This is a genomic window from Streptomyces sp. NPDC002935, from assembly GCF_040611295.1.
Lineage (GTDB): Bacteria > Actinomycetota > Actinomycetes > Streptomycetales > Streptomycetaceae > Streptomyces.
The window spans coordinates 176,059-190,727 of record NZ_JBEXNW010000009.1 but is presented as its reverse complement, the minus strand read 5'-3'; the positions used below and the strand labels follow the sequence as shown (position 1 = coordinate 190,727).

Annotated in this window: 13 protein-coding genes; 5 read left to right on the top strand and 8 right to left on the bottom strand. The window is 71.4% G+C overall.

What is annotated here, in order from left to right; genetic code table 11:
• Positions 1 to 16: 16 nt before the first annotated feature.
• The 4 genes from ABZX90_RS14880 to rsmI all read right to left on the bottom strand — a co-directional run bounded on the left by ABZX90_RS14880 (position 17) and on the right by rsmI (position 4,452).
• Entirely contained in the window at positions 17 to 1,654 is a 1,638-nt protein-coding gene (locus ABZX90_RS14880) for a ubiquitin-like domain-containing protein (protein WP_355204915.1), read from the bottom strand.
• A gap of 148 nt (positions 1,655 to 1,802) precedes the next feature.
• Positions 1,803 to 2,690, bottom strand: coding sequence for a TatD family hydrolase (locus ABZX90_RS14875; RefSeq protein WP_355204912.1), 888 nt, complete (start codon positions 2,688 to 2,690; stop codon positions 1,803 to 1,805).
• 178 nt (positions 2,691 to 2,868) lie between these two features.
• On the bottom strand, positions 2,869 to 3,366 hold the full coding sequence (locus tag ABZX90_RS14870; RefSeq protein ID WP_355204909.1) for a hypothetical protein: 498 nt from the start codon (positions 3,364 to 3,366) through the stop codon (positions 2,869 to 2,871).
• 228 nt (positions 3,367 to 3,594) lie between these two features.
• Positions 3,595 to 4,452 (bottom strand): 16S rRNA (cytidine(1402)-2'-O)-methyltransferase, encoded by an 858-nt coding sequence (rsmI, locus tag ABZX90_RS14865; protein WP_351132062.1) that lies wholly within the window; start codon positions 4,450 to 4,452, stop codon positions 3,595 to 3,597.
• Positions 4,453 to 4,547: 95 nt separating this feature from the next.
• Here rsmI and ABZX90_RS14860 point away from each other — a divergent pair, with 95 nt between their 5' ends.
• The 5 genes from ABZX90_RS14860 to ABZX90_RS14840 all read left to right on the top strand — a co-directional run bounded on the left by ABZX90_RS14860 (position 4,548) and on the right by ABZX90_RS14840 (position 11,434).
• Positions 4,548 to 6,284, top strand: coding sequence for a phospholipid carrier-dependent glycosyltransferase (locus ABZX90_RS14860; RefSeq protein ID WP_355204906.1), 1,737 nt, complete (start codon positions 4,548 to 4,550; stop codon positions 6,282 to 6,284).
• A gap of 277 nt (positions 6,285 to 6,561) precedes the next feature.
• Positions 6,562 to 8,190, top strand: a complete 1,629-nt coding sequence (locus ABZX90_RS14855; protein ID WP_355204903.1) for a penicillin-binding transpeptidase domain-containing protein — start codon at positions 6,562 to 6,564, stop codon at positions 8,188 to 8,190.
• Positions 8,191 to 8,294: 104 nt separating this feature from the next.
• Complete coding sequence (locus ABZX90_RS14850; RefSeq protein WP_355204900.1) at positions 8,295 to 9,965, top strand: penicillin-binding transpeptidase domain-containing protein; 1,671 nt, start codon at positions 8,295 to 8,297, stop codon at positions 9,963 to 9,965.
• A 96-nt stretch (positions 9,966 to 10,061) separates the two neighbouring features.
• Entirely contained in the window at positions 10,062 to 10,592 is a 531-nt protein-coding gene (locus ABZX90_RS14845; protein ID WP_351132070.1) for a YbaK/EbsC family protein, read from the top strand.
• Positions 10,589 to 11,434 (top strand): EamA family transporter, encoded by an 846-nt coding sequence (locus ABZX90_RS14840; protein WP_351132072.1) that lies wholly within the window; start codon positions 10,589 to 10,591, stop codon positions 11,432 to 11,434. The genes ABZX90_RS14845 and ABZX90_RS14840 overlap by 4 nt, the downstream gene beginning before the upstream one ends.
• A gap of 135 nt (positions 11,435 to 11,569) precedes the next feature.
• On the opposite strand, the gene ABZX90_RS14835 is transcribed toward ABZX90_RS14840, so the two are convergent.
• The 4 genes from ABZX90_RS14835 to ABZX90_RS14820 form a co-directional block, all read right to left on the bottom strand.
• Positions 11,570 to 12,730, bottom strand: a complete 1,161-nt coding sequence (locus ABZX90_RS14835) for a serine hydrolase domain-containing protein (RefSeq protein WP_355204896.1) — start codon at positions 12,728 to 12,730, stop codon at positions 11,570 to 11,572.
• Positions 12,731 to 12,807: 77 nt separating this feature from the next.
• The gene (locus ABZX90_RS14830) at positions 12,808 to 13,212 is read right to left on the bottom strand and encodes an organic hydroperoxide resistance protein (RefSeq protein ID WP_351132124.1); all 405 of its coding nucleotides are present in this window, start codon (positions 13,210 to 13,212) and stop codon (positions 12,808 to 12,810) included.
• A 189-nt stretch (positions 13,213 to 13,401) separates the two neighbouring features.
• On the bottom strand, positions 13,402 to 13,875 hold the full coding sequence (locus tag ABZX90_RS14825; RefSeq protein WP_355204893.1) for a MarR family transcriptional regulator: 474 nt from the start codon (positions 13,873 to 13,875) through the stop codon (positions 13,402 to 13,404).
• The gene (locus ABZX90_RS14820; RefSeq protein WP_355205081.1) at positions 13,872 to 14,654 is read right to left on the bottom strand and encodes an ABC transporter ATP-binding protein; all 783 of its coding nucleotides are present in this window, start codon (positions 14,652 to 14,654) and stop codon (positions 13,872 to 13,874) included. Before ABZX90_RS14820 ends, ABZX90_RS14825 begins: the two co-directional genes overlap by 4 nt.
• Between the last annotated feature and the right edge of the window lie 15 nt (positions 14,655 to 14,669).

Sequence of the window (14,669 nt, the reverse complement as noted above, 5' to 3'; positions counted from 1 at the left end):
TACGGGGGTGCGGGCCTCAGCCGTGCAGCCGTGGCCCGCAGTGCGGCCAGGGACTCGCCCCCCGGCGCACGTACAGCTTCTTCGCCCGGAGGGTCTGTTCCGCGGCCGAGGCGTCCTGGGGGCGCCCGCTGCCGCCGAGGGCGTGCCAGGTGCGGGTGTCGAACTGGTAGAGGCCGCCGTACGTGCCGGACGGGTCCACCGCGCCGGGCCGGCCGCCGGACTCGCACGCGGCGAGGCCGGACCAGTTCAGGTGGTCGGCGCCCCCGACGGACGGGGGATGCGGCTTCGTACCGACCCTGACCAGCTGGGCCTGCGGCTTTCGGACCACCTCGGACCGGACGAGGCGCGGCCTCTGTTTGACGCCGTTGACGGTGCGCAGGGTGTAGGTGACGCGCAGCGCTCCGTACTGACCGGCGCGTTCGACGACCTCGATGCCCTTGAACAGCGAGGAGTCGTCCGCCCGCCGCACCTGGAACGGAATCGGCTCCTCGCGGACCTCCCTGGTCCCGGTGACCCGCAGGACGGTGACCGTCTGCCCGTCGCGCGGGAAACTCCCGGCCGCCACGGAGGTCGTGTCCTGCCCGTGCAGGGTGATTCCGGCCTCCTCGACGGCCTCCCCGACGCTCGCGGCGTTCGTACGGATCGTCCGGGCCCGGCCGTCGGCCATGATCGTGACCGTGCGTTCGGTCCGTACGTCGAGCGCCAGGCCCTCGCGCCCGATGCGCTGGGAACGTGACGTCGACACGTAGGCGCCCTCGGCGCGTACCCCCAGTTGTCTGAGCGCCCCTTCCACGGTGTGCGCCGTCGTCCACACCCTGCGCCCTTCTCCGTCGAGGGTGAGGTGCATCGGGCGCCCGTAGCGCACCGCGACCTCGTCGCCGTTGGTGAGGGCCGTGCCGGGGGCGGGCGCGACCACGTCGTGCGCTCCCACCTTCACGCCTTCGTCGGCGAGGAGCTCCGTCACGTCGTCGGCGAACGTGTGCAGCGCGCGCGGCCTGCCGTCGACGCTGAGCTCGATCGCCTTGTCGTTGGCGACGAACGCGGAGGTGCCGCCGGCCAGGAAGGCGACGACCAGGGCCTGCGGGAGCAGCCGCCGCAGGGAGTCGGGGCGCTCGGTGGCGCGCTTGCGCCGCGCGGCGTGGCGCGCCTCGGCCCGGCCTCCGGCCGCCCGGACCCCGTCCGGCCCGTCCCGCCCGTCCGCCGACTGACGCGGAAGGCGGGGCTCGGTCGGCGCGTCGGGTGTTCCCGGCGCACCGCGCACAGCGCGCGCACCGGCTGCTCCGGGCGTACCGGGTGATCCATGTGCACCAGGCGCACCAGGTGCTCCCGGGGCACGGGGCACGTTCGGTGCGGAGGGTTCGGGGACGCGCGCCTCGTACGCCGGGCGGTAGGGGTCCGGGGGACCCTGGCCGTACGGCTCGTAGCGCGCGTACTCCGCGTAGCCGGAGCACTCCGGGTACCCGGAGTACTCCCCATCGGACGCGTCGGGCACGTCGGACACGTCAGGCGCACCGAACACGTCCGCTATGGCGGGCGTTCCCGTCGCGGTGACGACGCCGGTGGCAACGCCGGTGACACCGACGACCACGGTGGTGGCGTCGGCGCCACCGGTCGGTCCATACGTCTCGTACTGCTCGTACCGCGAGCTGCTCACGACGACACGCTCCAGGGGTCCGGATCGGGCGACCAGAACCTAGCGGAGCGGTCGTCACTCTCCCAAGCAACGCGGCTACGCTGTGTCGCGACACTCCCCTGCGAAAGACGCTCGTTCGACCAGGGAGAACCCCGGGGACCGTTATCGGTCAGTAATCGAACGCGCGCGCGGTGTTGGCAGAGATCGAGGTCGCCAGCGTGTCCTCGTCGATACCGCGCACCGCGGCCATGGCGCGCACCGTGACCGGAATGAGATACGGCGCGTTGGGCCGTCCGCGGTACGGCACGGGAGTCAGGAAGGGCGCGTCGGTCTCGACGAGGACGAGTTCGAGCGGGGCCACGGCCAGCGCGTCGCGCAGGGGCTGGGCGTTCTTGAAGGTCATGTTGCCGGCGAAGGACATGAAGTAGCCGGCGCGGGCGCAGACCTCGGCCATGGCGGCGTCCCCGGAGTAGCAGTGGAAGACGGTCCGCTCGGGGGCGCCCTCCTCCTTGAGGATGCGCAGGACGTCGGCGTGGGCGTCGCGGTCGTGGATGACCAGGGCCTTGCCGTGCCGCTTGGCGATCTCGATGTGGGCGCGGAAGGAGCGCTCCTGCGCCTCCTTGCCCTCGGGGCCGGTGCGGAAGTGGTCCAGGCCGGTCTCGCCGACGCCCTTGACGTGCGGGAGGGCGGCGAGACGGTCGATCTCCGCGAGTGCCTCGTCCAGCGCGTCGCCACCCGGCTGCCGGGCCCCTTGCCGGGACCATCCGTCGGGGTCGCCGTGCACGATACGGGGCGCCTCGTTGGGGTGCAGGGCGACGGTGGCGTGGACGGCGTCGTGGGCGGCCGCCGTCTCGGCGGCCCAGCGGGAGCCGTTCACGTCGCAGCCGACCTGGACGACCGTCGTCACACCGACCGACGCGGCCTTGGCGAGGCCCTCCTCGACCGTGCCGGACTGCATGTCGAGGTGGGTGTGCGAGTCGGCGACGGGAACGCGCAGGGGCTCGGGGAGCGGGGGTGCGGCGTTCTTGTCGGGGGCGGCGGAAGCGGAGGAGGGCATGCCCCGATCTTACGAAGGGGGCATGCCCGGCCTCACCTCGCGGGGAACAAGGAGGCCGTCCCGTCGACCGGCGGACCATCGCGTCCCACCGGTCCCACCCTTGTCGCCTGCCCCGCCTGCCCCGCCTGCCCCGCCTGCCCCGCCGGTCCCGCCGGTCCGGGCGGGACCGCGCGGCGGATCAGCTCGCCTTGCGGTGCTGGAAGGGGTGCAGCAGGTCCGACAGATGCCAGTGGTGCGGCTCCTGGGGAGTGTCGGAGGAGGTGTCGGAGGACGTGTCGGAGGACTGGGCCGGTGCGGCTGTGTCAGAGCCGCCCCCGGGCCGCCGAGGGGCTACCGGACGGTGGTGGCCGTGCGTCATGGAGTGCATGGAATCGAGAACGGAGGACACCTGGCCGGCGCGCATGATGCGCACCACGTGGCTGTCGCAGTTCAGGCAGGTGGGCCGGCTGAGCGGCGACGGCACGACCTGGCCGCTCGCCACGTACTTCACGAACTCACCACCCTCTGCGTCGCGGTGGTGCTCAATCTCGTACGACTGTTCCCAGCCGTGCCCGCAGCGCATGCAGGCGAAGGAATACGACTCGTGAACCACGGCCGTCGCCGCACTGCGATGCCCGGTCGGTTCGGTGACCCGACCGGTGGCGACGCCGCCGGTCTGTCCTGTGATCTCACTCATGCCAGCTCCTCTTGTCCGCTGGACAAGCGCCTCCGTCGACGGAATTCCCCCTGAATTCCATCGACTCAGCGAAGGCGAGGGACGGGTGCGTCCCTTCATCCAGTGGACGCTTCTCCCGGCGCGAACGCATCAGGCCTGCCGACTGTTGGAGCCGTTTTGGCCTTTCCTTGTCGGAAGGGTCCTGTCACCCGGCCTGAGCTTTGCTTTTCACGATAGTCCTTTGCCCTTCTATGGGGCGCTTCGTGCGGCGTTCTTTGCCGCGACGACCGCGTCGAAGACGTCCCGCTTGGGAATTCCGGCCTCCGCGGCGACGGCGGCGATCGCCTCCTTGCGCCGCTCCCCCGCCTCCTCGCGCACCTGCACCCTGCGCACCAGCTCGCCGGCGTCCAGTTCCTCGGCACCCTTGTCGGGGGCGCCCTCGACGACGACGGTGATCTCGCCGCGGACACCCTCGGCGGCCCAGGCGGCCAGCTCGCCCAGCGGACCGCGCTTGACCTCCTCGTACGTCTTGGTCAGTTCGCGGCAGACGGCGGCGCGCCGGTGTGTGCCGAAGACCTCCGCCATGGCGGCGAGGGTGTCGTCGAGCCGGTGCGGCGCTTCGAAGTAGACGAGTGTCCGGCGCTCCTCGGCGACCTCCCGCAGCCGGGACAGCCGCTCGCCCGCCTTCCTGGGCAGGAAGCCCTCGAAGCAGAAGCGGTCGACGGGCAGACCGGACAGCGCGAGCGCGGTGAGCACGGCGGACGGGCCCGGTACGGCGGTGACCTTGATGTCCTTCTCGACCGCGGCCGCGACCAGCCGGTACCCGGGGTCCGACACGGACGGCATCCCGGCGTCGGTCACGAGCAGCACCCGCGCCCCGCCGGCCAGCGCCTCGACGAGTTCCGGGGTCCGGGCGGCCTCGTTGCCCTCGAAGTACGACACGACGCGCCCCGTCGGCTGGACGCCGAGGGACTGGGTGAGCCTGCGGAGCCTGCGGGTGTCCTCGGCTGCGATGACATCGGCGCCGGTCAGCTCCGCGGCGAGCCGTGGCGGAGCGTCGGAGATGTCGCCGATGGGGGTGCCTGCCAACACAAGGATTCCTGTCACGGTTCCATCCTCGCAGGGGCGCGGCCCGACAAGCTCATCCGACCGGAAGGGCCCGGGCACGGGACTCCCACAGACGCGTTCCCTACGATGGCGCGGTGACCAGTACCGCGTCCTCCACGGACACCCGGCAGGGCCAGGCCGCCGATCAGCGGCCGTCGTGGCAGCAGCGGCTGCGCCGATTCGGCTACACGGCGCCGCCCAGAAGTGATGTGCGCGACCGGCTCGTACCTCCGTACGCCGAACCGAGCCCCCGGATCTGGGCCGCTCTCGGGCTGCGGCAGGGGGTCACCGACCGCTTCAACCGCTGGTCGGGCTGGGGTGGACCGCTTCTGGTGACCCTGCTCGCCGGGCTGCTGCGGTTCTGGAACCTGGGCAGCCCGAAGGCGGTGATATTCGACGAGACGTATTACGCGAAGGACGCCTGGGCGCTGATCCACCGCGGGTACGAGGTCAACTGGGCGAAGAACGCCAACGACCTGATCCTCCAGGGCAACGGGCATGTGCGGATCCCGAGCGACGCCGCCTATGTCGTGCACCCGCCCGTCGGCAAGTACGTCATCGGGCTCGGCGAATGGATGTTCGGGTTCAACCCGTTCGGCTGGCGCTTCATGACGGCGCTGCTCGGCACGCTGTCGGTGCTGCTGCTGTGCCGGATCGGGCGGCGGCTGTTCCGCTCGACGTTCCTCGGCTGCCTCGCGGGCACGCTGATGGCGGTCGACGGTCTGCACTTCGTGATGAGCCGCACCTCGCTGCTCGACGGTGTGCTGATGTTCTTCGTGCTGGCGGCCTTCGGCTGCCTGATCGTCGACCGCGACAAGGCACGGGCCAGGCTGGCGGCCGCACTGCCCGTCGACGCGGAGGGTGTCGTCCACCCCGATCCGGACGCCGCCGAGACCACCCGCCTGGGATGGCGGCCGTGGCGCTGGACGGCGGGCCTCATGCTGGGCCTGGCCATCGGCACCAAGTGGAACGGGCTCTACGTCCTCGCCGCGTTCTGTGTGATGGCGGTCCTGTGGGACGCGGCCTCGCGCCGGGTCGCGGGCGCCCGACACCCCTACCTGGCGGCCCTCAAGCGCGACACGGGCATCACGTTCCTGGCGACGGTCCCGGTCGCGCTGTCCGTGTACCTGATCTCCTGGACCGGCTGGATCCTGTCGCCGGACAACGGCAAGGGCGGCTACTTCCGCAACTGGGCCGTGACGGACGGCAAGGGCGGCAGCTTCACCTTCCTCCCGGAATGGTTCCGCAGCCTGTGGCACTACGAGCACGAGGTCTACAAGTTCCACGTCGGCCTTTCGTCGCCGCACACCTACCAGTCCAACCCGTGGAGCTGGCTCGTCCTCGGCCGCCCGGTCTCGTACTTCTACGAGTCCCCGCTGCCCGGCAAGGACGGCTGCCCCGCCGACACGGGCGACAAGTGCGCCCGTGAGGTGCTGGCGCTCGGCACGCCCCTGCTGTGGTGGGCCGCCTGCTTCGCGATTGCCTACGTGCTGTGGCGCTGGGCCTTCCGCCGCGACTGGCGGGCGGGCGCGATCGCCTGCGGCGTCGTGGCCGGCTACCTGCCCTGGTTCATGTACCAGGAGCGCACGATCTTCTTCTTCTACGCCGTCGTCTTCGTGCCGTTCCTCTGTCTCGCCGTCGCGATGATGATCGGCGCGATCCTCGGCCCACCCGGCTCCGGAGAACGCCGCCGGGTCGTCGGCGCGGTGGGAGCGGGCGTCCTGGTCCTGCTGATCGCCTGGAACTTCATCTACTTCTGGCCCATCTACACCGGCACGGCGATCCCGATCGACCAGTGGAGATCCCGGATGTGGCTGGATACGTGGGTCTAGCCGGGCAGACGTAGCAAGGGGGCGCGGCAATCTGCCGCGCCCCCTTTGTCGTTGCGCCGCACACCCACTGCGATCTCCTCGTGGACCTGACCCGCTGGTAGACCTGCGGCGTTGACATCCGTGAACGATGTTCACGGATGCGGTTCGATGTATGGGGCTAACAATTCGGCGAAGGTCTGCACCATGAGCCCCACGCGCGCCTACAGTGCGGGGTGGACCGGCTTTTCTGAACGCGTTCAGAAGTTCGGAGAAGGGTTCACGGGGAGGGATTCGCGCTATGCGCAAGGGGGCCAGGGCTGCCGTCATAGGCAGTGTGTTCGCGGTGATGGTGGGCGGCGCGGGGTACGGCGCCTACAACGTGGTGACCTCGATCAGCGGGGACGGCGGCGGAGGCGGCACCGGGCCCGCTCCGGTGAAGACCGGGCCGCCGAGCGGCGACGAGGTCAAGGAGACCAGCCGCGCGTTCTTCGCGGCCTGGGAGAAGGGCGACGCGGCCGAGGCCGCCGCGTACACGAACTACGCGTCGAACGCCGAGGGGCTGCTCGCCGGCTACCGCGACGACGCGCACCTCACCGACGTGAGGATCACGCCGGGCACGCCGTCCGGGGCGACCGTGCCGTTCTCCGTCAAGGCCAAGGTGTCCTACGACGGGAAGAGCAAGCCCTTCTCGTACGACTCCGAACTGACCGTCGTACGGGGGGAGACCACCGGGAAGGCGCTGGTCGCCTGGAAGCCGTCCGTCGTCCACCCGGAGCTGAAGGACGGGGACACCCTGGTCACGGGCGAGTCGGCGAGCCCGACGATCGAGGCCGTGGACCGGAACAACGTTGTCCTGACGAAGGAGAAGTACCCGTCCCTGGGGCCGATCCTGGACGCGCTCCGCGAGAAGTACGGCGACACGGCCGGCGGCTCACCCGGCATCGAGCTGGCGATCCGGCACGGCGGCGAGGAGAGCGGCGACACGACGCTGGTCACCCTCGCCAAGGGGCGGGCGGGCAAGGTCCGTACGACCCTCAGCGCGAGCGCGCAGGCCGCCGCCGAGAAGGCGGTCACGCAGTACTCCGAGTCCTCCGTGGTGGCGGTGAAACCGAGCACCGGCGAGGTGCTGGCCGTCGCCAACCACCGTCAGGACGGCTTCAACGCGGCCTTCCTCGGCAAACTCGCGCCCGGCTCCACGATGAAGATCATCAGCGCGGCGACCCTCATCGACAACGGCATCACGACGGCGAGCGGCCCCGCGCCCTGCACGGACACCGCGGTCTGGCAGAGCCAGACCTTCCACAACCTCACCGGCATGAAGCCGCAGGAGAACGCCACGCTCTCCGACAGCTTCGCGCGCTCGTGCAACACCGCGTTCGTGAAGTACGCCGACGAGGTGAAGGTCGACTCGCTGACCAACGAGGCCCAGCAGCGCTTCGGGCTCGGGCAGAACAACTGGAAGACCGGCATCGAGTCCTTCGACGGCTCGGTGCCCGCCTCCGGCGGCCCGGACACGGCGGCCAACATGATCGGCCAGGGCCAGGTCCAGATGAGCCCGCTGAACATGGCGTCGGTGACGGCGACCGCGATGACGGGCGTCTTCCGGCAGCCGGTCATCGTGCCGCGCACCCTCGACGGCCGTGAACTGGCCACCGCGAAGGGCCTGTCCAGCGGTACGGTCGCGCAACTGCGCTCGATGATGAACCGCACGGCCGTCAGCGGCACCGCGGCCCTGGTGATGAACAAGCTCGGCGGCAGCATCGGCGCCAAGACCGGCTCCGCCGAGGTCGACGGCCAGGCCGTGTCCAACAGCTGGTTCACCGGGTACCGCGACGACATCGCGGCCGCCGCCATGACCCAGGAGGGCGGTCACGGCGGGGACGCGGCCGGCCCGATCGTCGCAGCTGTGCTACGAACCGGCGGCTGAAGTCGCCGCTCACAGAACGGGACCCTAGGGTGGGGCTTCTCGTTGAGGAGCGAGAGGCACGGGGGCATCACGAGGCACCAGGGGACGGCGGAGGACGGGAAGCTGTGGGCAAGAGAAGGCGTGTCGCCGAGCGACGGAAGACGAAGCAGCCCGCCGTACTCGGCGGGGTGATCGCCGTGGCCGTCGTCGGCGGGGCGTTCGGCGCCTACAGCCTGTACGGAAGTGGCGCGGCCGCCGAGGACGGGACCACGTCCACCACCCGCAAGACCGTCAAGACGGGCCCGCTGTCGGCGGCCGAGGTCCGTCTGGCGTCCACCACCTTCCTCACCGCCTGGCAGAGCGGCGACGTCACCGCGGCCGCCGCCGCCACCGACGACTCGGCCGCCGCCACGACCTCGCTGACCGGCTACGGCAAGGACGCCCACATCACCGGCGTGACCCTGACGCGCGGCAAGCCGTCGGGCGCCGACGTCCCGTTCACCGTCAAGGCCACCGTCACCTACAAGGGCCGGACCGAGCCGCTCACGTACACGTCGAAGATGACGGTCGTACGCCGGGCGAAGGACGGCGTGGCACTGGTCGGATGGAAACCGTCCGTCGTCCACCCGGACCTCCAGGACGGCGACAAACTGGTGACCGGAGAGTCGGGGACGCCACCGATCACCGCCCTCGACAGCGCGGGCGGCGAGCTGACCACCGCCAAGTACGCCTCCCTGGGCACGGTCCTCGACGGACTGCGCGAGAAGTACGGCAAGACGGCCGGCGGCAAGGCGGGCATCGAGCTGCGCGTGGTCCGCAAGGCCGCGAAGAAGGGCGCCCAGAAGACCCCCGACAAGACCCTGGTGACGCTCAGCGAGGGCACCCCGGGCACCGTGAAGACGACGCTCAGCGCGACCCTCCAGGCGGAGGCCGAACGCCGGGTGGCCGCCAAGCCCAAGGCGTCGGTGGTCCTGATGCGCCCCTCGACGGGTGAGATCCTCGCCGTCGCGAACTCGAACCACGGCTTCAACACCGCCTTCCAGGGCTCCCTCGCGCCCGGCTCCACGATGAAGGTCATCACGGCGTCGCTGCTCTTCGACAAGGGGCTGGCCGGGGCCGACAAGGAGCACCCCTGCCCCAAGACGGTCACGTACGGCGGCTGGAAGTTCCACAACGACGACGACTTCGAGATCAAGAACGGCACGTTCAAAGCGAGCTTCGCGCGGTCCTGCAACACGGCCTTCATCAGCCAGGCGAAGGAGCTGGAGAACGACGACCTGACCAAGCAGGCCCAGCAGGTCTTCGGCCTGAGCAGGAACAACTGGTCCGTCGGCGTGCCGTCGTTCGACGGCGCGGTGCCGGTGCAGAGCGCCGCGCAGATGGCCGCGTCGCTGATGGGCCAGGGCGGGGTCCGCATGAACCCGCTGAACATGGCGTCCGTCGCCTCCACGGTCAAGTCCGGCAGCTTCCACCAGCCCTACCTGGTCGCCCCGTCGGTCGACCACCGCACCCTGGCCACGGCCTCGCGCACCCTGTCCGCGTCCACGCTCTCCCAGCTGCGCGAGGTCATGCAGTACACGGCCGCCGCCGGCACCGCCGCCGAGGCCATGTCCGGCCTCGGCCCCGACTACGGCGCCAAGACCGGCTCCGCCGAGGTCGACAACCAGAAGCAGCCCAACGGCTGGTTCACGGCATGGAAGGGCGACCTCGCGGGGGCGGGCGTCGTCCAGCAGGGCGGACACGGCGGCAGCACGGCGGGACCGATCGTGGCGGCCCTGCTGAAGGCCGGCAGCTGACTCCCGGGAACGCGACCGGCCCCGGACCGAGCGGCCCCGGCGAGCTGACCGGAACCCGGTCGCATGGCGCGTACACCGACCGCTAGCGTGCCGTTCATGAACGCCACCGATGAGAACGCCGGCGAAGAGCGGTCCCCCGCCGCGAACGACGCCCACCCCCGTTTCGCCGAAGCCCTGCGGGAGCTGGGGCTCGACGAGGTGATCGGACGGGTCCGGCGCTTCCCCGACACGGCCCGCACCACCGCCGAGGCCGCCGCGGCGATCGGCTGCGAGCCGAGCCAGATCTGCAAGTCGCTGTTCTTCGCGGCGGACGGGGTCCCGGTGCTGGTGCTCCTGGACGGCTCGGCACACGTCGCCATGGAGCTCGTACGGCGGGAGCTGGGCGCCGAAAAGCTCACCCGGGCCGGGGCACACCTCGTGCGGGAGTCGACGGGGTACGCGACCGGCGCCGTACCGCCCTTCGGACACCGTACGAAGATCCGTGTCCTGGTGGACCGTTCGCTGCTCGACCACGACACGGTGTGGACCTCGGCGGGCACCCCGTACACCATCTTCCCGATGGACCCGAAGAGCCTGATCGCCCGCGCGGGCGGCACGCTGGTGGACGTGCGCGAGCGCGACGCGTGACCCCGCTCGTCACCGCGGCCGTGCTGCTCGCCGCGGTCACCCACGCCGGCTGGAACGCGCTCGCCCACCGCATCAGCGACAAGCTCGTCGGCTTCACGCTGATCGCCGGCGGCGGGATGCTGATCGGCCTGGTCATGGTGCCGTTCGTGGCGTTCCCGGCGTCGGGGGCATGGCCGTACCTCATCGCCTCGGCCCTCATCCACATCGCGTACTACGTGCTGCTGATGCGCTCGTTCCGGCTCGGGGACTTCGGGCAGGCGTATCCGATCGCTCGCGGCACCGCTCCACTGATCGTCACGGTGCTGGCGGCCGTCTTCGCGCACGAGGTGCCCGACGGGTGGGCGGCTTCGGGCGTCGCGCTGTCGTGCGCGGGACTGACGGGTGTCGCCCTGTGGGGGCTGCGCGGCAGTCGACCCAACTGGGCGGCGATCGGCGCCGCGCTCGCGACGGGCGTTTCCATCGCCGCGTACACCGTCGTCGACGGCCTGGGCGTCCGCGCGTCCGGCACCTCCCTCGGGTACATCGCCTGGCTGATGGCGATCGAGGGCGTGGTGATCCCGGCGTTCGCGGTGTACCGCTGGCGCGGTGAGACCCTCTCGCTGCTCAGGCCGTTCGCCGCCGTCGGCCTCCTCGGCGCGGCGCTCTCCGTCTTGGCCTACGGGCTGGTGCTGTGGGCCCAGACCCGGGCCGAACTGGCGCCGATCGCGGCCCTGCGGGAATCCTCGATCATCGTGGGAGCGGCCATCGGCGCGGTGTTCTTCAAGGAGCGTTTCGGAGCGCCCCGGATCGCGGCGGCGGGACTCCTGGTCGTGGGGATCGGGCTGATGCTGCACGCCGGCTGAGTGCCATCGCGCGAAGCGCCGCGCACGAGCCGGCCCTTCGCGTCGAGCGACGAGCGTCGAGCGTCGAGCGTCGAGACGAGCCGGCCCTTCGCGCGGAGTGCCCAGCGCCGAGCCGGCCCCCGTCGGCCCCGTCGGCTACGCGCCGACCGCCGTCCGCACCGCCCGTACCAACGCCTGTGCCCGCGCGTCCGCCGTCACGCTCTTGCGGAAGCTGTTGGTGACGTACCCGAAGGCGATGCCCGACTCGGGGTCGGCGAAGCCGAGGGCGCCGCCGCGGCCGGGGTGGCCGAAGGAGCCCGGGGAGAGCAGCGGCGACGCCCCGCCGTGGAGCATGTAGCCGAGGCCGAACCGGGTGTTGACGACCAGGACCCGGTCGGGGCCCGCGGACTGTTCCGCCCGCGCGGCCGACACCGTCTCCGGCGTGAAGAGCCGTACGCCGTCCACCTCCCCGATCAGCGCGGCGTAGAAGCGGGCGAGGCTGTCGGCCGTGGCGATGCCGTTGGAGGCGGGGAGGACGGCCGCCCGGTAGGCGGGATCGTTCTCGTCGGGCATCGGGGTGATCGCGGCGAAGGCGCGGCGGGTGAGGCTGTCCGGGTCGGCGTACGCCTCGGACACCGCCCGCTTCGGACGGGTCTTCAACCCGCCGGGCGTCGACGGCGCCTCGACCTGCGCGACCCGCCCCACGCGTCCGGCCTCCGATTCCGGAAGCCCGACCCACAGGTCCAGGTCCAGCGGCCGGGCGACCTCGTCCGCGATCCACTGTCCGATCGTGCGCCCGGTCACCCGCCGGACCAGCTCGCCCGTCAGCCAGCTGTACGTCTGCGCGTGGTACCCGTGCTCCGCCCCGGGCTGCCACACCGGTGTCTGCGCGGCCACCGCGGCGGCCGCGAGGTCGGGGTCGGCGGCCTCGGCGGGGGTGAGCGGACGGTCGAGCACGGGCACTCCGGCCCGGTGCGCGAGCAGATGCCGCACGCGCGTGTGCTCCTTGCCGTGCGCCTTGTACTCGGGCCAGTAGGCCCCGACCGGCGCGTCCAGGTCGAGGTGGCCGCGCTGCCCGAGCAGCAGGAGTACGGCGGCGGCGACGCCCTTCGTCGCGGAGCGCACGATCTGCGCGGTGTCGCGCTGCCAGGGTTCGGTGCCGTCGACATCGCGGGTTCCGCCCCACAGGTCGACGACCTTGTGCCCGTCGCGGTACACGGTGACGGCGGCGCCCCGGTCCCCCAGCGCCGCGAAGTTGCCCGCGAACGCCTCCCTGACCGGCTCGAAGCCCTCGGCCACTGTGCCGTTCACGTCCACGCCCGCGCTCCCTGTCGCCTCACTCACTGCCAACAATGAGTGCAACACGCATCCGCGGCCTTCGATTCCTAGGACTCCTAGCCCAGCAGGATCGTGACCTCGATGTTGCCGCGGGTGGCGTTCGAGTACGGGCAGACCTCGTGCGCCGCGTCCACGAGCTTCGTCGCCACGTCCTGGTCGACGACGGGGAGCGAGACGCTCAGGGCGACCGCCAGTCCGTAGCCGCGCTGCTTGTTGGGGCCGATCCCGACCTTCGCCGCGACGGTGGAACCGGAGAGGTCGAACCCGGCGCGGCGGCCCACCAGCACGAGCGCGTTGTGGAAGCAGGCGCTGTACCCGGCCGCGAACAACTGCTCCGGGTTCGTCCCGTTCCCGTCGCCGCCGAGCGCCGGCGGCATCGCGACCTTCAGTTCGAGCTGCCCGTCCTGGCTGGTCACATGGCCGTTCCGGCCACCGTGCGCGGTGGCCTCGGCGACATACATGATCTTCGTCGGACGGGTGTCGACAGTGGCGCCGTCGATCACGGCAGGACCTCCCCCAGGGCGGACAACACAGAAGTGCACAAGTACATCGTGCACAAGGTACTGGTCGGTACGGAGCCCGGAATGCCCAGGGGGTGGAAATCGCGGGCAGCCAGGAGGAAGGGCCCTCGACACACACGCCGGCGGGGGTCAGCGGCCCCGCTCCGCCGCGCCTTCCGCCCGCTCCGTCAGCCGGAGCAGTTCCTCGCGGAGGCGCGTGACGTCCGCCCCGCTCATGCCGGTCGCCGTCAGCAGCGCCTGCGGCACCTCCGCCGCGCGCTCCCGGAGCAGTTCGCCGCGCCCGGTGAGGGCGACGCGCACGGAGCGTTCGTCGTGCGCCGAGCGCTCACGGCGCACGAGCCCCGCCGACTCCAGCCGCTTGAGCAGCGGCGACATCGTGCCGTAGTCGAGGTGCAGGGCGGTGGCCAGTTCCTTGACCGTGGTCTCGCCGCGCTCCCAGAGGACCAGCAGGACGAGGTACTGCGGGTAGGTGAGGCCGAGCTCCTCCAGCAGCGGGCGGTACGCCGCGGTCACGGCGCGCTGGGCGGCGTACAGCGCGAAGCACAGCTGGTCGTCGAGCAGCAGCGACCCGGCCGGCGGCCCGACGTCCTCTTGTTTCGTCACGCCCCCATTGTCACGGAGCGCGGGTCGAACCCGAAGGGCAACTCCAGACGGTGGGTGCGCATGAGCTCGTCGTCGGAGAGCAGGTCGCCGGTCCGGCCGTCGGCGACGATCACGCCGTCGCTGAGGACCAGGGAGCGCGGGCACAGTTCGAGGGCGTACGGCAGGTCGTGGGTGACCATGAGGACGGTGACGTCCAACGAGCGCAGGATGTCGGCGAGTTCGCGCCGGGAGGCGGGGTCGAGGTTGGAGGAGGGTTCGTCGAGGACGAGGATCTCCGGCTCCATCGCCAGCACCGTGGCGACGGCGACCCGGCGCCGCTGCCCGAAGGACAGATGGTGCGGCGGGCGGTCGGCGAAGGCTTCCATGCCGACCCGCTCCAGCGCCGTACGGACGCGTTCCTCCAGTTCGGCGCCCTTCATGCCCGCGGCGGCGGGCCCGAAGGCGACGTCCTCGCGCACGGTCGGCATGAACAGCTGGTCGTCCGGGTCCTGGAAGACGATGCCGACCTTGCGCCGGATCTCGGCCATGTGCCGCTTGCCGACCGGGAGTCCGGCGACCGTCACCGTCCCGGCGCCGCCGGTCAGGATGCCGTTGAGGTGCAGGACGAGGGTGGTCTTGCCGGCGCCGTTCGGGCCGAGCAGCGCGACGCGCTCACCGCGCCCGATGGCGAAGTCGACGCCGAACAGGGCCTGGTGGCCGTCGGGGTAGGCGAAGGCGAGGCCGGAGACCTCCAGCGAAGCCGGCACGACGTTCGTCCCCTCAGACATCTCCACAGACATCTCGGACATCCGCAC